Origin of the sequence: uncultured Algibacter sp. (assembly GCF_947487605.1) — a bacterium.
Lineage (GTDB): Bacteria > Bacteroidota > Bacteroidia > Flavobacteriales > Flavobacteriaceae > Algibacter_D.
Window position 1 is genome coordinate 178,165 of sequence record NZ_CANKXK010000003.1, and the last position, 20,828, is coordinate 198,992.

Sequence of the window (20,828 nt, forward strand, 5' to 3'; positions counted from 1 at the left end):
CGTAAGTTTATGTGTTGATTTGTTTATTCGTTTAGAATAAAAACGAAATGTATAAAAATAGGCAGAATTTACACTTTTTTAAAATGAAGTTTTTAAGAGTTGTGAACAAATCTTTCATCTCTGTTTAAATAAATTACACTAATTTAGAATATTAAAACTTTTTATATGAAATTCATATTACTCATGCTCGGTATTACTTCATGTTTATTCAACTGCTCTAACCCAAATACGACTTTGTATGTTGGAACCTACACCAATGGCGACAGTGAAGGGATTTATCAATTTCAATTTAATACCGAAACTGGAGAATTAAGTAATAAGCACTTAGCGGCAACTTCAGAAAACCCATCATTTTTAACTTATTCACCTGATAAAAAACATATTTATGCTGTAAATGAAAATGAAAATGGTGCTATTACATCTTTTAAAGTTGAAAAGGAAGGGAATTTAACTTCTTTAAACACAGTAAGCGTAAATGGTGCTCACCCTTGTCATGTTACTATTAATGATTCTGGAGATAAGATTGTTGTGTCAAATTATACTGGTGGTAATGCCTCATTACATTCTGTACTAAATAGCGGGCTCTTGACTGAGGCGTTTCAAGTTTTAGACCACAATATAGATAGCATAGCTTCACATGTTCATTCGGCTCAATTTTTTAAAAACGATTTATTTATTTCAGATTTGGGAAGAAACGCAGTTTATCAATACAAATTAAAAGATAATTTATACACCCTAAAGTCTCCAAGTATTATTGAAATTCAAGATAACCCAGGACCAAGACACTTTTCCATATCAAAAAACGGTGCGTTTATTTATATTATTAATGAATATGGAAGCTCAATAACTTCGGTTAAAAAAACTGACAATGGGTTTAAACAAATTGATTCGGACTCTACTTTAGATGAAAACTACAAAGGGAAAAACTTTTGTGCCGATATTCACTTATCTAAAGATGAGCGTTTTTTATACGGCTCTAATCGTGGAGAAAACTCCATTGTCGTTTTTAAAAGAAATACTGAAACGGGTACGATAGATAAAATACAAAATATAAGTACTCATGGCGATTGGCCTCGAAACTTCACTTTAGATCCAACTGGTAAATTTATGTTAGTTGCTAACCAAAACAGTGCGAATATTTCAGTCTTTAAAATAGACCCTAAAACGGGTAAGCTATCATTTCTGCATGCCATAGATTTACCAAGTCCTGTTTGCTTATTGTTCTAGCCTTTAAATCTACTGATTATCAGTGTTTAAAAAATAACATTTCAAAACAGAAAAAGGCTAAATAATTCAAAAAAATATAATATATTTGCGCCCTCATTAATAACCGAGGTCGAGAACCTCAAATAATTAATTATTATGCCAGTAAAAATTAGATTACAAAGACACGGTAAAAAAGGAAAACCTTACTACTGGATCGTTGCAGCAGATGCACGTTCAAAAAGAGACGGTAAATACCTAGAAAAATTAGGTGCTTACAATCCAAACACAAATCCAGCAACAGTTGAATTAAATGTTGATGGTGCTGTAAAATGGCTACAGAATGGTGCACAACCTACTGACACGGCTAAAAACTTATTATCTTACAAGGGTGCTTTATTAAAGAATCACCTAGCAGGAGGTGTTAAGAAAGGTGCTTTAACTGAAGAGCAAGCAGAAGCAAAGTTCACTGCTTGGTTAGAAGAAAAAGCAGCAAAAGTACAAGCTAAAGCTGATGGCTTATCTGATGCTGAAGCTAAAGCTAAAGCTGATGCACTAGCTGCTGAAAAAGCAGTTAACGAAGCAAGAATCGCTGCTGCTGCTCCTGTTATTGAAGAAACAGAGGAAGCTGCAGAAGTTGAAGCTTCAAACGAAGAAGAATAAAAAATACATTTTTATACTTTACAAAAAAACTCCGATACTAAGTGTCGGAGTTTTTTTATGCTATTTTGTAATATCAAGTAATTTACTTGACAGCTTTCGCTTTTTCTTTTGCCACTTCGTTACGTTCAATGGTATGTTCAGGTCGTGTCCATTTTGGTTTTTCTCCTAAAGCTTGATACTGCGAATCTTGAGCTTCAACTGTTTCTGGCTGCATTTTCTTTATAAATGGTTTTTGAGGATTTAATCCTAGCAACTCAAACATTTTCATGTCTTCATTTACATCGGGATTAGGCGTTGTTAATAATTTATCACCAGCAAAAATAGAATTGGCACCAGCAAAGAAACACATAGCCTGTCCTTCTCTTGTCATTTGTGTTCTTCCTGCACTTAAACGTACTTGTGTTTCTGGCATCACAATTCTTGTGGTTGCTACCATACGAATCATATCCCAAATAGAAATTGGTTCTTGATCTTCAAGAGGTGTTCCATCAACAGCCACTAATGCATTTATAGGTACCGATTCTGGTTGCGGATTCAAGGTTGATAAGGCTACTAGCATACCTGCTCTATCTTCAACCTTTTCACCCATACCAATAATACCGCCACTACAAACAGTTACATTGGTTTTTCGCACATTATCAATGGTTTCTAAACGGTCTTCAAAACCACGTGTAGAAATGACTTCTTTATAATATTCTTCAGAGGAATCTAAATTATGGTTGTACGCGTATAAACCTGCTTCTGCTAAACGTTGTGCTTGGTTTTCAGTTATCATACCCAATGTACAACATACTTCCATATCTAATTTATTAATGGTACGCACCATTTCTAAAACTTGATCAAACTCTTCGCCATCTTTCACATTCCGCCATGCTGCACCCATACATACACGTGAACTCCCACTAGACTTTGCTCGTAAAGCCTGAGCTTTAACTTGTTGAACCGACATTAAATCATTGCCTTCTATATCGGTATGATAACGTGCTGCCTGGGGACAATACCCACAATCTTCTGGACAGCCACCTGTTTTTATAGACAACAATGTAGAGACTTGAACCGTATTTGGGTCGTGATGTAAACGATGCACAGAAGCAGCATCATAAAGTAACTCCATTAAAGGTTTATTATATATTTCTAGAATTTCTTCTTTAGTCCAATTGTGTTTTGTCTCGCTCATAAAATCGCAATTAATGTATTTTCAAAAGTAAAAAATTCCGCTGGTGTAGCGGAATTTATTTAAGTTTATTTATTTCAAATTTAAGAATCTACGTCACCAGATTTAGGAGGTAGCTTTTTATTATTAGGCTTATTCAATTCTTTTTTATCTGAATTAGGTTTTTCCTCAGAGCTAACATCTTCAATTGAAACTATGTCTTTCCCCTTTAAATACTCAGGCAATTGCATTCCTGCCATATTAAACATTTCTTGTAATGGCGGTACAGATTTATACATTCCAGACAGAAAGTTTGCTGTTGATGATTTTCCATCTTTTGTTCCTCCGTTATCCCAAACAGTAACTTTGTCTATCTTGATATTTTTAATAGCTTCAGCTTGTAATTTAACCAACTCAGGTAGCTTATCTGCTATTAATAATAGTGCTGCATTCTGCGTGTCGTCTCCTGCTGCTTTGACTATTTGATCAAAACCTGCTGCCTGCTTAGTTAGTACTTCAAAAATACCTTCCGCTTCTGCTTGTGCTTTCAATAAAATAGCATCTGCTTCACCTTTAGCTATTCTTCTGAGGTTTTCAGCTTCTGCTTCGGCATCAATTTCAACTTTTCTCTTATCAATTTCAGCTGGCACAATTATATCTGCTAACTGAGATGAACGGACTCTTTCGGATCTAGCTACTTCGGCAAGTTTCTCGGCTGCATAAGCCTCTTCTAAAGCTTTTGCAGCTTGAACTTTTTCAGCCGCTATAGCACGCTTTTCTGCTTCAGCTTCTCTTTCTCTGCGCAGTGCATCAGACTCTGCTATAGATATCTTGGCAATATTTTCCCCATCAATAGCTCTTGCATTAGCTTCAGAAGTTTTAATTCTTTCATCTTTTAAAGCTTCTGCTTCTCCAATTTTAGCTAAAGCTATGGCACTTGCAGTTTCCACCCTTTCTTGTTGACTTGCTTTAGCTTCTCCAATCTTGGCTTGCGCATTGGCTGCGGCTATCTGAGTCCTCTCATTTTGCATCGCATTGGCTTCTCCAATCTTAGCCTTAGCATGTAGTTCTGCTACTTGAGTTCTTTCATCTTGAACAGCATTAGCTTCACCAATAGATCCATCTCTAGTTTTTTCTGCTACAGATTTACGTGCTGCATTAATAGCATGCGCAGCTGCTTCTTTACCCAAAGCTTCTATATAACCAGACTCATCAACAATATCGGTAATATTTACATTGATAAGTTTTAAACCTACCTTCTTTAATTCTGACTCAACACTTTGCGAGATATTTGCTAAAAATTTATCTCTATCAGAATTAATTTCTTCAATATCCATAGACGCCACCACTAAACGTAATTGACCAAATATAATTTCCTGAGCTAAATCTTGAATTTCATTTTGCCCTAAACCTAATAGTCTTTCTGCTGCATTTTGCATGATTCCAGGTTCTGTAGAAATACCAATGGTAAATCGTGATGGTACGTTTACACGGATGTTTTGCTTTGATAGAGCATTGACAAGATTGACTTCAATAGATATTGGGGTTAAATCAAGAAATTCATAATCTTGAATAACTGGCAAGATAAATGCTGCTCCACCATGGATACATTTGGCTGATTGACCTCCACCAACTTTACCATAAACTACTAAAATACGGTCTGATGGACAGCGTTTATAGCGCTTTATTAAAATAATTAAAAATAGGAATATAAATAATACTCCAAAAATAAGAGCCATAGGAAATCCTAAATTAAAGCCCTCCTGCATTATCAGTAATTTCATAAGTGTGTTGTTTTAATGGTTCTATTGGTTTTCTTGTTTGATCTACTATTAATATACCGTTACTAGTTACATCTACTACTTTTATGATGGTTCCAGATTTTAATTCAACTAAAGAATCTGTTAAAGCATCTAATTCTCTTGATGTCCCCTGAACTCTAACAGTCACCTTTCCCATTTTTGAACGGCTTGCACCTATAGTGAGGTAAACTTCACCAATAGCTCCTAATGCATTTTTATAATTAAGAGTACCACTATCGCTTAATTTTGACATGAAGTAAAACATGGCAGACATAATAGCCATCATAACTAAACCGAAAAATGTAGAAATAATAAATGTTAAAGGCTTAGAAATCCCTGCTTCTATACAAGCAATACCACTCCATCCAAAAATGGTAAAAAATCCAACAAGATTTTTAAAGGTTATAAACTGAAATCCTATACCAGCATCACCTTCAATTTCTGAATCAACTCCTTCAAGTTCATCTGCATCTCCTCCTGTAAAGGCTAGTATAATTACAATAGTAAAAACTAGCGACCCGATAATGGCTATTAACCAGTAAATTTTCGACAATAAATCTAAACTAGAAAACCAATCTGACATCGTTAAATTAATTAAAAATATGAGTTAATAAATATACAATCTTTATAAAGTTTTACAATTTTATTTTGAAAGAAAAATAGACACCGCATTTCCGCCAAATCCGACAGCATTAATTAAAATATTCTCTATTTTTTTTGGAGTATTTTGCGATTCTAAATAAGGAACACCTATGAACTTTTGATACTGCAACATGAGTACAGCAAATTCAATACTAAGAGCCCCGGACGCTCCAAAGGTGTGACCTACCTTCCATTTATTAGTAGTCAATGCAGGAAGTTTGTTACAAAATATTTTTTTTATCGCATTAAACTCAGAGGAATCTCCCTTAATAGTCCCTGGCGCATGCATAACCACAACATCAATATCATCTGGAGACATGTCACCCATTGCCATTTTCATGGACTTCTGAAAACATTGTGCATCACTTGAAATTGAAATGTTATGTTTCAAGATCTCAGTTGCATAACCATAGCCTCTAATTATTGCCAACGCATTGTCTTTCTTTCCTGCTTCTAAACAGACCATGGAAGCTCCTTCTCCTAAAACCATTGTGTTTTTTGACTTTTCGAGATCTAAAGCACGACATGGAAAAGATTCTTCGGCAGGCTCAGAATGACAATTGTGGTTTAAATTTGTCTTTGCATAAATCTTTAACGCTTGCATTTGAGCAATGGTAAATGGTGTTAATGGCGCCTCGCTACCACCTACTAAGAATTTATCACTCATTCCAGAATTAATCCATGCAATACCGTTTAGCATAGCGTGTAATGCTGTGGAACAGGTAATAGAATGACTTATTTCTGGACCTTGCGTTTGTAAATCGTGCGCCACCCAAGATGATATATTCCCTAAAGTGGTTGTTGGCGAACTTAACGTTTTAGCTTTATTGTTTTTAAGAAACCCTTCATGATATTTTTCAAAAAGTGATGTAGCCCCTCGAGAAGATCCTATGTTGATTCCGAAATTATCTAAAGAATTCCAATTAGCATTTTTAATTGCTTTTCTAGATGCATAGATAGCATACAATACAGTAGCGTCTAAAGATTTATATTTGTTATCTGATTGTCTTAAAGCTTCAATCTCTTTTTTTGCATCCTCAGGAATTTCTGCTACTAAAACAGATGATGAATTGAATATTTTTTCAATGATAAAATGATTATCACTTTGATATCTTTTCCATGCCTCACTTAAAGATTTTCCTAGAGGAGAAATAGATGAAATAGCTGTTATTGAAATTGGTTTTTGCAAGAAATTATTTTGGCTACTAAGTTATACTATTTCTAGTGCATCTTCAATTACTTGATAGACTTTATCTAATTGTTCTTTAGTAATTACATAAGGCGCTTGAATATATATAGTGTTCCCTAATGGACGTAAAAAAATACCGTTGTTCATAAAAAACTTAAAGAGTTTATCGCGAAGATTTCCATAGCGTTCCATTTCTACATTCAAATCTAAAGCGAAGATAATTCCCAATTGACGAATAGATTTTACTTTAGGGTGGCTTTGAATACGATTACCAAAGTCTTGATGCGATGCTATAATAATTTTAATGTTTTCTTGAATACCATCGGTTTGCAGCAACTCTATACTCGCTAAAGCCGCTGTACAAGCCAACGGATTTGCAGAATAGGTATGCCCATGAAATAAGCCCTTGCTAATATCATCACTAAAAAAAGCATCATAAATTTTCTGTGAACATGTGGTAAGAGCCATTGGCAACAAACCACCTGTTAGGGCTTTACTTAAACAGATAATATCTGGCTTGGTTTCTAGATGAAGTGAAGCAAAATGTTTTCCTGTTTTTCCAAAACCAGTCATTACCTCATCTGCTACTGTAACGATATTATTCTCGGTACATAATTTTAAAATACCGTTTAAACCTTCAGCATCATGCATTTTCATGGCTGCTGCACCTTGAACCAAGGGTTCGTAAACAAACCCTGCTACATTATTGGTCACTATTATATCTTCTAAATACTTTAAAATTTCATTATTGTTTTCTCCATTAGGAGCTGGAATTCGTTTAACTTCTAAAAAGAAATCTTCAAACGGTCCATTGTAAACTGATAATCCTGAAACACTCATTGCTCCAAAAGTATCTCCGTGAAATCCTTCTTCAAAAGCGATTAATGTATTTCGCTTTTCACCTTTATTAAAATGGTATTGCAAAGCCATTTTAATGCCAATTTCGACTGATGTAGAACCATTATCACTAAAGAATATCTTGTTTTGATTTTCTGGAAGGATTTTAATGAGTGCTTCAGATAATTTGATGGCAGGCTCATGGGTGAATCCACTAAAAACTACTTGATCGAGCTTTTGCATTTGTTTTGACACCCTACTGGTTATGTATTCGTTACAGTGCCCATACATACAAGTGTACCATGATGCAATGGCATCTATATACTCATTCCCATTTTCATCAATTAAAACACAACCCTTTGCTTTAGTAATAGCAATACTATCTGGATGTAATTTATGCTGTGTTAATGGATGCCAAAGGTGGTTTTTGTCGCGTTCTTGTAAATTCATATTTTGTTATTCCTGAAAAGGCAGGAATCTATTTTTTAATTTTTTCGTTGTATTGCTGATTCCTGCTTTCGCAGGCACGACAGTTACAAGTTATTCTTAAACAAATCAGCATACTCTTTTACTACATTTTTATCAAAATACGGTTCTTCATCAATCCTTCCAATTATTGGAACTTGAGTCATTTTTTTGATGATAGCTTCAGTAGTTGGGTGTTTGTTTCCACTATAAATTATAGACACATCAAAACCTTTATTCTTTAACGCCTGAATGGTTAATAATGTGTGATTTATACTTCCTAAATAATGTCTTGAAACCACTATAACTTTATAATGGGGTTGTATTAAATCGAAAACAGTGTTTTTATCATTTAATGGTACCAACAAACCTCCTGCCCCCTCAATAACTAAATGATTATTTGTTTTTGGAGTTTTAATTTTTTTAATATCAATTTGAATACCATCAATATCAGCAGCCGCATGCGGACTCATAGGTGTTTTTAATGCATACGCATTTGAGTGAAATTTTGATTTGGTATTTGAAACTAATCGTTCCACTTTTTTAGTGTCGCAGTTATCCAATTCCCCAGCTTGAACGGGTTTCCAATAATCAGCTTCCAAGGCTTCGGTTATAATTGCTGAAGCTACTGTTTTACCTACATCGGTTGAAATTCCTGTGATGAAATATGTGCTCATTTTAAATCAAATTCTGTTTTACAATCTTCACATTTATATTTATGCTTTGTGTAAAAAGGTAGAATATTAACAAATAGATTAAGGATAAGTGCAAAAATAAACGCAAAAAAAGATTTACCATCCTTTACAGTAGAATACAGTTGTGTTTTTTCACTATTACAATTTGGGCAATTTATAGTACTTCCATTATCGTCAACAGAATATTTGTTTATAGATTCTAAAATCTGTTCTGCTTCCTCGGCTTGATTGGATAATACTTTTAATTTCACACCTCCAATGGCATTACTTACCAATGGGTCGGTGTCTATGGTTAAGTTATCAGACAGAAAAACTTGAATACCATCGGCTTCCAAACGTCCTTTTATTATTTCTGCTTCGGATGAATATTGAAACCTAGCTATGGTTTTAAAAGTATTATTCATATAATGATATTTGCTGTTTTATGAAAAATTAAAACAAGTTCAAGGTAGCTAAGTTACAAAAGTAGCAAGTAGATTTAAGACTTTGGTGATTTCTTGAGGGGAATTGTAACTATTCAGACAGAAACGTAATCGTTCTTTACCTTTTGGAACGGTTGGAGATAATATAGGCTTTACATTAAACCCATTATCTTGAAGTTTTTCTGAAATAGATTTTACCTTGTTATTACCCGAAATGATACAGCAATGTATTGTTGAATGAGATTCAATAAAAATATCTTGAAGTTTATTTTTAACAATTTCAGACTTAAAAAGTTGTACGTTTTGATGTAATCTATCTAAGTTTTCGCTTATTATTAATTCATGATAAGCAGTATGAATTGTAGCTAAACTATGTGGCGGTAATGCTGTAGTATAAATAAAACTGCGCGAAAAATTTACTAAATATTCTTTTAAATTTTTACTACATAAAATTGCTGATCCGTGGCAACCCATGGCTTTTCCGAAAGTAATAATGCGAGCAAAAATGTCTTTTTCTAACCCTAAATTTTGAATAATACCAACTCCTTGTTCACCAAAAACACCTAATGCATGTGCTTCATCAACTACTAGAAACGCATTATATGTTTTACATATTTGTGACATTAAGGTTAAATCTGGAGTATCTCCATCCATAGAGAATACGGATTCTGTGGCGATGTAGATATTTGTTTCTCGTGAGACCTTTCGACTGCGCTCAAGGTGACACTCTAAGTCTTTTATATTATTATGCTTAAACTTATAGGGTTTAGCATTACTCATTGTAATACCGTCCCGAATAGAAGCATGTATGTATTCGTCATACAAAATAATATCGCCTCGTTGGGCAACCGATGAAAAGAAACCAACATTAGCATCGTAGCCCGAATTAAAAACTAGCGCCGTTTCACTATTATGAAAACTAGCAAGCATAGCTTCTATAATATTATATAATTGATTATTTCCAGAAAGTAAACGCGATCCCGTCGATCCATTTTGTATAATATTGTGTCCTACTAAATACTCATGAGCGCTATTAAAAATAGTTTCGCTTTTAGAAAATCCCAAATAATCATTTGATGAAAAATCTATCAAATTACTTTGTACTCCAAGTTTGCGTAAGGCATTATTAGCTTTGCGCTCTTCTAATTTTTGTTGGAGTTTTTTAGGAAACATAAGCTCAAAGATACTAAAAAAGACCTGTTAGGTTTTTAAAACCTGACAGGTCTAATACGAATTAAATTAAAATATTTTAATTAAAAATTATTGTTTTTCGATAATTTTATATATTTTTGTTATCGTTAAACAATAATTATTTAGTATAATGACTAAAAACACCCTTTTGAATATAGCAATAATAGTCTGTAAATTTATTAGATTCTTCCTCGTAATAGTTTTTATTGGTTTAACGACTTTTTTCATTCATTTGCAAGTAGATCGTAGTTTTTACAAAGGAAAGGAAGTGAGTTTTAATTTTAAAGATTATAATTATTCTAGTTTGAGAAAATGGAAAGTAAATCCTAAAAGTGCAGATAAAGATGTCTATGTTTTTGGAGACATAAAAACAAGTTCTCTATACTTAAATTATGTGAAATATGTTGCTATATTGATTGTATTATTTTTACCATTTAAAGCGTTTCAAAAAATAATGACTTCGGTTAAGGAAGTTAAAACCTTTGAGCAAGATACTATTAAGGCTTTTAGAAAAATTGGAAAATATATTTTCGCTTATTTTTTATTAACTAGTTATCATTCTATGACTTTCAAATTTGGTGGTTATAGAGGAACTTCAATTTCTCTTACTCCACTACTTTTTGTTTTATTATCATTTATAATGGCAGAGATTTTTAAAGAAGGTAGGTTGTTGAAGAAAGAAAACGATTTAACCATATAACTATGAAGAAAATTAATTTTTTAAACGGGTTTGTAAAAATACTTATCATTGTTTTTATGATACATTTTGTAACTTCTATTTATCTAACTTTTTTTGCACCAGATTTCATCAATATTTCAGACGAGTTTCATAAGAATTCTATTTTTGGATATTATACTCAGTTTATGACCTTAACTTTTTCTATAATAACGTTTATTGGCTTGATTTTTATACAAAGAGGTTTGGGAATAACTATAAAAAATGGCTTTTTCAATAAAGGAAGTGGACTAAAATTTAAAACTGCGGGTAAGTTGTTTTTAATTTCAGGTGTTTTAAGTTTAATCTTTGACCTTATGATTGCTTATCAATCAGAAAACATTGTTCTTTTTGGAAATTTAGGTCTAAACCTTCTACTTATGATAGTTGGTTTCAGCTTACATATAATTTCAGATATTATTCAGAATGGAAGTTTAATAAAACAAGAAAACGACTTAACCATTTAGCCCATGCCAATAATTGTAAACCTAGACATCATGCTTACCAAGCGTAACATGAAAAGCAAAGAATTGGCTGAAATTATTGGTATTACTACTGCCAATCTTTCAATATTGAAATCTGGAAAAGCTAAGGCTATTCGTTTTTCAACCTTAGAAGCTATTTGCAAAGCTTTAGAGTGTCAACCTGCTGATATTTTAGAGTATGTTTGTGCTGAGTGAAATTGAAGTATTGAAGAATAAAATCGTATTTTTGATAATATTTAAATTATTTTATTTGTTATGAAAAAATGTATTTTGGTTTTAGTGTTTGCACTATCGTTTGTTGGTTTTTCCCAAAATAATTATATAGTAAAGACTGAGGATGGTAGACGCGTATTATTAAAAGCCGATTATACTTGGGAATATATTGATATGCAACCTTTAACTCTAGTAGATAGCGCAAAAGTAAATAGCATTAAACCTTTAAACCCAAATTCTTGCAGCATTTCAAAAGATTTTGTTGAACCTAAATTAAACGCAAAAATACAATCGCAATTAAAAAAGGGACGTGCCACTATAAATCATGTAAAAAAGAAAGTTGCAAAAGACAACAATTGCAGTGTAGATCAAGTTATTTTACTATCTGCTAAAGAACAAAAAAGTAGAGATATCTATTACTTTTGTGTAAATGGCACGAAAGCAACTTACAAGCGTGTTGGTAATTCCATTATAAAGGCGATTGATGTTTTTTAGGGTTTTGTACCTTTACTTTTATGTATGCCTTAGTAGATTGTAATAATTTTTATGCGTCTTGCGAACGTGTTTTTAATCCAAACTTACGCAATAAACCCATTGCCATTTTAAGCAATAATGATGGCTGTGTTATTTCTCGAAGTGATGAAGCTAAGGCTCTAAATCTTCCTATGGGTGCTCCTATTTTTAAATGGGATGGATTTTGTAAAGCAAATAACATAAAAGTATTGTCTTCAAACTATCCTCTATATGGAGACATGAGTCATCGGGTTATGACGATTTTAAAACAATTTACTCCAGACGTTGAAGTATACAGCATAGACGAAGCTTTTCTAGAATTTATAGGCTTTAATGATTCCTATTTAGACAATTACGGATACCAAATTAGGCAGCGTATTTTAAAATGGACAGGTATTCCAACTTGTGTAGGTATTGCTCCAACAAAAGCGTTAAGCAAAGTAGCAAACAAAATTGCACGTAAATTTCCAAAGGAAACGAAGGGTGTTTATATTATAGATTCTGAAGAAAAGCGTATTAAAGCTCTAAAATGGATTCAACTTGAATCTGTTTGGGGTATAGGTCGTGGTTTACAAAAACGATTGAAGGCAAAAGGGTGTAAAACAGCTTTTGACTTTACTAATCTTTCCGATGAATGGGTTAGAAAAAGTTTTTCGATAACCGAATGGAGACTTAAAAAAGATTTAGAAGGGGTTTCTCAAATAAAACTAGATGAAGTAAAAACAAAGCGTGCTATAGCTACTACTAGAAGTTTTGAATACACATTTTCAGATATTGATAATATTAAAGAACGCATATCAACCTTTGCAACTAGTTGTGCTGAAAAGTTAAGAAAACAAGGATCTAGCTGTCATGTAATTTATGTGATATTAAGTAGTGACAGACATAAAAAAAATCTAGAACAGCATAGAGCCAGTAAAGCTATTAATTTACCTTTCCCAACAGATTCTAGTTTAATTATTAGTCAAAAAGCTATTCAAGCAGTAACACATATTTTTAAAAAAGGCATAAAATATAAACGTGCTGGTGTTATCGTAATGGGTTTAGTACCAACCAATAATCACCAACTACAAATATTTGAAGCCGAAAACCCAAAACACAAACCATTGATGCATACTATAGATTGTTTAAACTCAAAATATGCTGATTATAAAATAAAATTGGGTAGTCAAGACCTAAAACGTACATGGAAAATGCGCCAAGAACGTTTATCTCCAAGATATACTACAAATATCAATGATATTATTGTGGTTAAATAATCGACCCTTTATATAAAACTAATCTTTGGTGATAAGTGCTAAAGATCTGTTTAAAAAACGCCTCTCTAAAAAATTACATCTTTGTAACCTTTAGGAGATATCGTTAATTACCAAAATTATACCTCAATGTAAACCCTGATCGAATCGTTGTTTGCGGAAATGCTGTAGAAATTGCATATTCAGAAAAAGCATAATCAAAATAAAATATCGCTGTTAGATTTTTGCTGAAAGCATAATCTGCAGAGTATTTTAATCCCCAAATAGTCTGTCCAGAAGTAACTTGATTATTCTCTAAATCTAAATATCTTATAATCGTTTTATTATCTCTTACAGAGATATCTGCCTTCATATTCAAATCACTTACTATACGTTTTTTAGGACCTGCTAACTGCGATTTTATACGTACATCTTTTATTCTATAACCCAGACCTAAAACATACTCGTTTCCTAATATTTCTGTCATTAAATTATTATCGAAGCTAAGCGACAATAATCTGTCTTTCTTAACCTCTGCTAATATCTTAATAGAATTTTTCATCTCCATATCAATTCTAATAAGTGGACTAAACATTTCTGTTAAATTGATATTACTAAAAAGTGTTTCATTTTTATAATTTCCAGATTGATCTTTGGTTTCTGGAGCTTGACTATCATAATCTAAACTAAAATCTGGCTTCGTATAATCTAAGTTAGACTGAAACTGATTAATCGTATAATTAGAACGATATCCATGCGTTAATGAGAATCTTTTAAAACGTTTTTTAAACCAAGTAAACTTCATAAAGCCTGTATACTTTAAGTCCCAGTTTGGAATTGGCACATCTCTAAACGCCGTAGTTTTAACCTTACTTGCATCTTGACCTGAATAAGCTGCTAAAAATGCTGGCAATAATACAGTTTGACTATTTTTTCCATAACCTCTTGGAAAACCATCAGCATCTACATCATTAACATCAGAGCCATTTTGTTGTGCCAACCTTCTCGCTATTATTAATCTATTAGCTCTAAAATCATTAAAAGCATCAGATATTGTTTCATCACTTTTACTAAAGGCTGTTTTTATTAAAATGGTTGAAATATTAAAGTTTCCAAAAGTATTAGGTGTTAAAGATTCGTATTCTAATTGACCATTAACAGTGTTAACGCGATAATTTTCTGTGTAATTTTCAAAATAGGTTCTATTACCAACTATATCAATTTTTAAATCTCTAAATGGCTCTAAGTTTGCAGATAAATCTAATTGTCTAGTTTGTGTTTCTGTGTATTGTTGATTAAACTCTGGAAACACTGTTAACCAGCCTCTTCTAGCTGCTAAATGTCGAATATCGCTTTGGCTACCAAAGGTATAACCTAAAGTAGGTTTTAGTGTTCCTACAAAACCTGGTGTTTGTAAATATCCTGGTAAGAATGTCCCATTATTTTCTGAATAATTTACTTGAATTCTCTTAATACTCGTTAAAATATCAATTCCTGCATTTAATATTTTAGTTCCAGACTTGGTTTTATTTTTTTTCTGATTGGTTGCAGCTTGATTGTTCAATTCTGGAGGACCAGGAGCAGCTCTTCTAGTTCTAGCGCCTCTAATAGGTTTTTTTACCAAGCCAATATATTTATACAACTTTTTCATATCTAAAGTTGAATTTATATTGTGCGTATTTGCGTTCTGAATGGTATTCCCCAAATCATAAGTTTGTCCATCAAGCTCTAGGTCCCCAAATAAATCAGATCCTTTTTGCCATTGGAAATCGCCACTATATTGATACGTTGCATCTAAAAAGCTAAAGGTTGGGATTTTACTAAATGGTAATTGATAACTAATCCCCAGTTGCTGTGTTTGCCTATTTGGATCCCCAACATCTAAGAAACCATCCCAGATATCAAGGTCGGGGTTTTGTTCTCCATTAATGATATTATCTTTAAAGTAGTTTCGAACAATATTATTGTTTGCAGCGGTAAAGTTTAACTGTAAAGCATCGGTTAAATTGTAATTAATTGTGTATTGAAAATCGAAGGTGTAGTTTCTTCTAAATAATTCTTCTATACCAATATTCCCGCCACCTAAGTCTATTTCTCTAAATTTTTGTTTATTGAACTGTCTATTAATATCTGTATTAACTGTAAAACTCGTTGGCAGTAAATTAAAGTTAAAATCTTTTAGTATTTTCCAATATTTACCTTTAAACAGTGAATCGTTCTTTTTAAAAGGCTCTACTTTTATTGGGTTGAAATTAAATGCATAATTAACCCCCGCACGTACGGTTTGATTCAATGAATTTTCAATTTCAAAATCACGATGTTCAACTTTATTATAAGAATAATTTACGGTTAGATTTTCAACATCATAGAAGCGAGGTATAGCATCCTCGTTGGTTCTTATTTTTCTTACTCCAATAAAATTGATACTTTGTCTTTTGGTATAATCTTCCGACTGTTCTTTTATTCTTTCGCGTTCTTCGCTAGAATTGGCAGCATCTAATCTTGAATCTAGCGTTAAATCTTTATAAAACTGATCGTATTTTGGTGTTATTAACTCTTCACTTTGTGCATAATTGAATGGTAATTGAATTCCCCATTTTTTTGGTAATAATTGTCCAACATTTATATTGGTTACCACATCGTATTGTTGAACATCCTCTAAACTTCGTTGGCTAGGGCCTTGCTCTAAAGAACCAAACCCAGAGGTGCTTTGCCTTCCTGTAGCACTAATATTCATGAAATCTGCGATATTGGCATCCATACTAACTACGGCGGCCCAACCACCTTCGTTATCTAAATCTGATAAACGTAATTCGTTAAACCATACTTCTGCACAAACATCATTATTACTCGTTCTGTTTTTAACACCAACCATCAATGTTCTAATATCTCCAAAGTTAGGATTTCCTCTTATACCCACACGATGTTGGCCAATTACATAATCTGAAAATTCATCATTGGGTATTGGAATTATTTCATCACCTACAACATCGTAAAAAGTTGGATCTTCATTGGTTAACGTCATATCCGAAATTCCTTGCGCTTTAATCTTACCTAAAACTTCAATTGGTAAATTAATTTCATTTACATCTGGCCATAATTCTTCTCTAGATATTCCTGTAGACACTTGAAGTGGCACTTCAATTTGATAATAGTTTTCTGTTAGGTCGTTACCCATACGTATAAACCCAACTAACTCATCACTCGTTAAGTTTCCTGAGTCACCTGCTTCGGCATGCATAAACATTCTTAGGCGTTTATATTGACGCATATCGATATTAATATTTTTATATACTGCTTTAGAATCTTGAGCTTCTAAATTACACACGTTAACAACTAACGACTGTTCGTTTTGTTCAACAACTGTGTTATTATTAAATAATTCTTCTGGTTCTATACCTGGAGGTCTTTGATAACTTCCTTCATTTTCAATAGTTCCTATAATCCCCACAGAAAAATCGGTTTGGGCATCATCTGGTGTTGCATCGTTTTTATCAAGTGCTTGTGTATAGCGTCTCCAATCACTTCTAACTAAATCCAACGTACCAAATCGGAATACCGTTTTTTCCGTAAACCCTTTAAGATAAACACGAGCGAAACGAATGGATCTAAAATCTGTAATCCCACCATAACGCTTATATTCTGGAAAGGCTGGGTCATCAAATCTATCTAGCGGCACATTAACAGGAATTCTAACTTGATGCCATCTTACAGGTAATTCTTCTGTTTGACCAGGAACTGAACGTGTTTGAGCCTTAAAATCTGTCAAAAATTCTTTTAAGGGATTAGAGTCTGGTAAGTTTTCAAATTCGGCTATAGTTTTTGGTAAATGTTCAGGTTTAATCTCTAATACATACTCAAAATAACTATCAATCGTATTCATTGTATTATCACGATTGATATCTTCTACATCTGGTTGTGTATTAGCACCTCTATCTGTATTTGAAAACGTATCTGGTGTATTCCCTTGAACACCGTTATACTGTTTGTAACGTTCAAAAATATCTCCGGTTGCGTTTAAGAAATAGGTGTAATTATCGTTTGCTGGGTCAGGACCAAAATCGGTACCAAAAACAGCTGTTTCCTCGGCATCGTCGTAACCATCATAACCAACGTCTTGATTATCACGTTCTTGCCCAGTAGTATCAAAAGCATAAATAAGTGATTGATTTTGTGGTACAACTGTCCCATAAGCTGTCGGTAACAATAAACTTACATCTCCGTCTTCTGGCAAACCATTTTCATAAATCTTTCTACCATCACGTACGACATCCTCGGATATATTCCCTAAGTTAAATACTAGCTTACCACCTGGATTATTAGATGTCCCTTGTCCATTTGGATTTTGAAACGGATCTTGTAACCAAAACTCAATATATTCCACATTGGCCTGTTCTAAATCGGTGGATGTTAGTTGACGTGTGATACCTGCCCAAGATTCCTCAGGATTATCTAGCCTACCGTCATTATTAGCATCAGATGTATTTATTGGCTCAAAATTATAAGGCCCTCTTTCATCTGGATAGTAAGCTAAATCTAAACTAAAAAGCACTGAGTTTTGACCTTGAACTAAATCTCTATTAGGAAATAATTCGTTTATAAAAATTCGACTGGTAAACAAATCAGATAAGTCATCATCACTTATATCATCAGGTTTTTGGCTACTGTAAAAAATAGGATCAATATTATACCAGTTAAGTAATGCTCTATCGTATCCGTTGGTTGGTCCATTAACATCAAAAACATCTGTTCCATCAATTTGTAACGGTCTACTCGATAAAAACCAAGACTGCTGCGCTTTTAAATCTATAGCGTTTTGAGAACCTTCAAAATCATCGACATAGGAAGTTGCCTCACCATTCAAATTCGTTCCTTTAGGTGCTCCTGGAGCTAGATAAGCAAACTCCCCTCTAACTGATACATTAGATTCAACATCTGTATCAATATTTGGTAATTTATTGGCTAATCTGGTTAAAAAAGGTACTTGTGTCGCATAATTTCCGTTGAACCCAAAAATAGTATTATTAATTGGCTCTGAACCATAATTAGCTTTTTGAGTAATAGGTCGTTCATTAAGGTTTAAAAGTGTCGCTCCTAAAACAAAATTTTCATTGAATTTATGCTCAACATTAATCCCTGTAAAACGTCTTGTTTGCTGACCGAATACCGCATTATTCTCTGTTGAAACATTTATTGGGGTATTGGAAGCTTTTAAGGCTTCATCTAAAATTTGAACTCTTCCCAATTGATAGTTTACTGTATAATCTATTCCTTCAACTAAAACCCTACCTCCTGCAGTTACCTTCACAGAACCTCTAGGGACATTAAATGCTCCAATAGGAATACCATCACCACCGCTAGATTTATAGCGCCCTTTTAATTTGAACTTGTTCTTTTCAACCTCCTCCAAAGCAGCTGTTTTGGTGCTTTTATAAAGAATATCGTAAACATACTTTGCTTGATTCTCATTAAAGGTACTAGCTACATCATAGTCTTCACTTGGGCTAATTGATAATTTATTAAATAGAAATTCTCCAAAAGGTTCTGCACTTGGAAAAATTATTTTTCCATTTTGAGGTAATACTGTAATACCAGGAACAAAGTCGAAAAAACCATCACCGTTAGTCTGTGGATCGTTATTAAAATTCAACTTATCTAAATTAAACACCCTTAACAATGGAGACTCTTGAAGCCCTTTTTCATTAGGTGCTGGTGTTGGAAAAGGTGTTGTACCCACTGGGGTTATAAAATTTAAAGGCGATGCTTCGTTATAAAAAATATTTAATTTAAAATCGTCTTGACTTAGGTTAAAAGCACCTGTATCATAAATATTTTTCATCATTAAGTCCCAAACAGGTAACTCAACAGCAGTAACACTACTTTTTAATAGTTTAAGAACTAAATTAGAATTAACCACTTGGGTTACTTGCCCTTGACCATTAGTTGTAACATCGGTTGCATTTACACCATCATTTGCAAACTCCCCAACTTGGTATACTTGACCACCAACGGTAAATTGAAAAGCTACCGCTAAAACCTCATCATTATTTAAACGTTGATTTAATGAAATATAACCTAATTCGGTATTTAAAATATATTCTTGCCCTTGAATAAGTTTTCTTGCGTTTTCTAATTTAGCGTAATCAAAACCTTCATTGGTATTAGGAACTGTTATAGCTTGTTGAACAGTTGCTACATCTCTAATAGCATCGGTTATTAAACCTATTGGGCCAATAGTGCTCGGGTCAAAATCATTATTACCATTGTCTGGAAATGCATTTGGGCCAACATTTACAAAATTTGCTGGTGGTGTCTGGAGTCCAATACGGTCTCCTTCACCTAAATCTTGAAGTGCTACAATGTTTCTAACATTCTCTGTTCTGTTACTTCTATTGGTTGTCCAAACTTCAATTCTTGTAATTTGCAACCCTTTAGTATCTAAATACGGATAGGTTTCTAGAGCCGAATCGTAGTTGTCTCTAAAATACTGGGCTAAAAAGAAGTGTCTGTTCTCATCATAATCTCTTATAAAAAGATCAAATTCTTCTAATGTTCCTCCTCCTTGCGACACCACAGAAGTCGATTGTGATTTTTGCTCAGAAAAAACACCCGTTACTGTAGTTCTACCAAATTGCAACTGTGCTTTAACACCAAATAAGCTTTGTGCACCGGTTATTAAAGAGCTATTAAGGGGCATACTTACATTACCAACCTCAATCTTTTGAATGATATCATCCTCGGTAGGCGTGTATTCTAATTTTATTAAATTTTGAAAATCGAAAGTTGACTGCGTGTCATAATTAGCTGTTACCTGAAGTCGCTCGCCAACTTTCCCTAGTAAACTTAGACTAATTCGTTGATCGAAATCAAAAGTAAAATTACTTCTATTTCTTGGCGAAAAAGACGGATTATCTTGTTGTGAAAACAACACACCTAAATCCATTTCTACAGAACCCTGAGGAATTACTTCAATGGTATTTCCTCCAAAAATAGATTCGAAAAAACCAGAATTCACATAAAACTCTGGTAAAAGATTTTTTTGTGCATCTTCAGACCCTTCTTTCTTACCATCAAACGCAGCTATTTTTTCTAGGTAGTATTGCTTTAAGCTTTCTTTGGCTACTAATTCATAATATTCTTTAGGAGTTAGAATAACAGGGTAATTAATATCAAAATTTCCAACTTTCTCCGTATAAATATACCTGTCTGTTAAAGCATCGTATGTATATTTAGATTCAATACTATTAGGGTTAGGTGTTTTTATATTTCCTAAACTAAAACCTGTTTTAGTTGAATCTTGAGGGGTTTGCTGTGACCAAGCAGTACCAACAATCAAGAAAACAATAAATAGCGTAAGGTAATTTTTAATAGATATATACAAATTATGGTTAGTTGTATTCAAAAT

At 33.2% G+C, this 20,828-nt stretch carries 16 protein-coding genes; 7 read left to right on the forward strand and 9 right to left on the reverse strand.

The window, feature by feature from the left end; translation table 11 throughout:
* The first annotated feature begins 165 nt into the window (after positions 1-165).
* Both Q0739_RS04775 and Q0739_RS04780 read left to right on the forward strand, forming a co-directional pair.
* Positions 166-1,227 (forward strand): lactonase family protein, encoded by a 1,062-nt coding sequence (locus Q0739_RS04775; protein ID WP_298237560.1) that lies wholly within the window; start codon positions 166-168, stop codon positions 1,225-1,227.
* A 135-nt stretch (positions 1,228-1,362) separates the two neighbouring features.
* The gene (locus Q0739_RS04780; RefSeq protein ID WP_298237561.1) at positions 1,363-1,866 is read left to right on the forward strand and encodes a 30S ribosomal protein S16; all 504 of its coding nucleotides are present in this window, start codon (positions 1,363-1,365) and stop codon (positions 1,864-1,866) included.
* 82 nt (positions 1,867-1,948) lie between these two features.
* On the opposite strand, the gene bioB is transcribed toward Q0739_RS04780, so the two are convergent.
* The 8 genes from bioB to Q0739_RS04820 all read right to left on the reverse strand — a co-directional run bounded on the left by bioB (position 1,949) and on the right by Q0739_RS04820 (position 10,244).
* On the reverse strand, positions 1,949-3,043 hold the full coding sequence (gene bioB / locus Q0739_RS04785; protein ID WP_298237562.1) for a biotin synthase BioB: 1,095 nt from the start codon (positions 3,041-3,043) through the stop codon (positions 1,949-1,951).
* Positions 3,044-3,123: 80 nt separating this feature from the next.
* Positions 3,124-4,803: a flotillin family protein gene (locus Q0739_RS04790; protein ID WP_298237563.1), complete on the reverse strand. Its 1,680-nt coding sequence runs from the start codon at positions 4,801-4,803 to the stop codon at positions 3,124-3,126.
* Positions 4,772-5,404: a hypothetical protein gene (locus Q0739_RS04795; protein WP_298237564.1), complete on the reverse strand. Its 633-nt coding sequence runs from the start codon at positions 5,402-5,404 to the stop codon at positions 4,772-4,774. The genes Q0739_RS04790 and Q0739_RS04795 overlap by 32 nt, the downstream gene beginning before the upstream one ends.
* A 60-nt stretch (positions 5,405-5,464) precedes the next feature.
* Positions 5,465-6,652: a beta-ketoacyl synthase N-terminal-like domain-containing protein gene (locus tag Q0739_RS04800; RefSeq protein ID WP_298237565.1), complete on the reverse strand. Its 1,188-nt coding sequence runs from the start codon at positions 6,650-6,652 to the stop codon at positions 5,465-5,467.
* 21 nt (positions 6,653-6,673) lie between these two features.
* Positions 6,674-7,939 (reverse strand): adenosylmethionine--8-amino-7-oxononanoate transaminase, encoded by a 1,266-nt coding sequence (gene bioA, locus Q0739_RS04805; RefSeq protein ID WP_298237566.1) that lies wholly within the window; start codon positions 7,937-7,939, stop codon positions 6,674-6,676.
* Between the two features lie 83 nt (positions 7,940-8,022).
* A complete protein-coding gene (gene bioD / locus Q0739_RS04810; RefSeq protein ID WP_298237567.1) occupies positions 8,023-8,631 on the reverse strand; it encodes a dethiobiotin synthase in 609 nt (202 codons plus the stop codon).
* Positions 8,628-9,053, reverse strand: a complete 426-nt coding sequence (locus Q0739_RS04815) for a DUF2007 domain-containing protein (RefSeq protein WP_298237568.1) — start codon at positions 9,051-9,053, stop codon at positions 8,628-8,630. The genes bioD and Q0739_RS04815 overlap by 4 nt, the downstream gene beginning before the upstream one ends.
* Positions 9,054-9,101: 48 nt before the next feature.
* On the reverse strand, positions 9,102-10,244 hold the full coding sequence (locus tag Q0739_RS04820; protein ID WP_298237569.1) for a pyridoxal phosphate-dependent aminotransferase family protein: 1,143 nt from the start codon (positions 10,242-10,244) through the stop codon (positions 9,102-9,104).
* A gap of 166 nt (positions 10,245-10,410) precedes the next feature.
* On the opposite strand from Q0739_RS04820, the gene Q0739_RS04825 reads away from it, so the two are divergent.
* From Q0739_RS04825 to Q0739_RS04845, 5 genes are read left to right on the forward strand one after another with little or no spacing between them, the layout of a single operon-like run.
* Positions 10,411-10,962: a DUF2975 domain-containing protein gene (locus tag Q0739_RS04825; protein WP_298237570.1), complete on the forward strand. Its 552-nt coding sequence runs from the start codon at positions 10,411-10,413 to the stop codon at positions 10,960-10,962.
* 2 nt (positions 10,963-10,964) lie between these two features.
* Entirely contained in the window at positions 10,965-11,444 is a 480-nt protein-coding gene (locus Q0739_RS04830; protein WP_298237571.1) for a DUF2975 domain-containing protein, read from the forward strand.
* A 3-nt stretch (positions 11,445-11,447) separates the two neighbouring features.
* The gene (locus Q0739_RS04835) at positions 11,448-11,657 is read left to right on the forward strand and encodes a helix-turn-helix transcriptional regulator (protein ID WP_298237572.1); all 210 of its coding nucleotides are present in this window, start codon (positions 11,448-11,450) and stop codon (positions 11,655-11,657) included.
* A gap of 60 nt (positions 11,658-11,717) precedes the next feature.
* Positions 11,718-12,170, forward strand: coding sequence for a DUF3157 family protein (locus Q0739_RS04840; protein WP_298237573.1), 453 nt, complete (start codon positions 11,718-11,720; stop codon positions 12,168-12,170).
* 20 nt (positions 12,171-12,190) lie between these two features.
* On the forward strand, positions 12,191-13,447 hold the full coding sequence (locus Q0739_RS04845; protein WP_298237574.1) for a Y-family DNA polymerase: 1,257 nt from the start codon (positions 12,191-12,193) through the stop codon (positions 13,445-13,447).
* Between the two features lie 103 nt (positions 13,448-13,550).
* Here Q0739_RS04845 and sprA read toward each other — a convergent pair whose 3' ends face one another.
* The gene (gene sprA / locus Q0739_RS04850) at positions 13,551-20,825 is read right to left on the reverse strand and encodes a cell surface protein SprA (protein ID WP_298237575.1); all 7,275 of its coding nucleotides are present in this window, start codon (positions 20,823-20,825) and stop codon (positions 13,551-13,553) included.
* Positions 20,826-20,828: the final 3 nt, after the last annotated feature.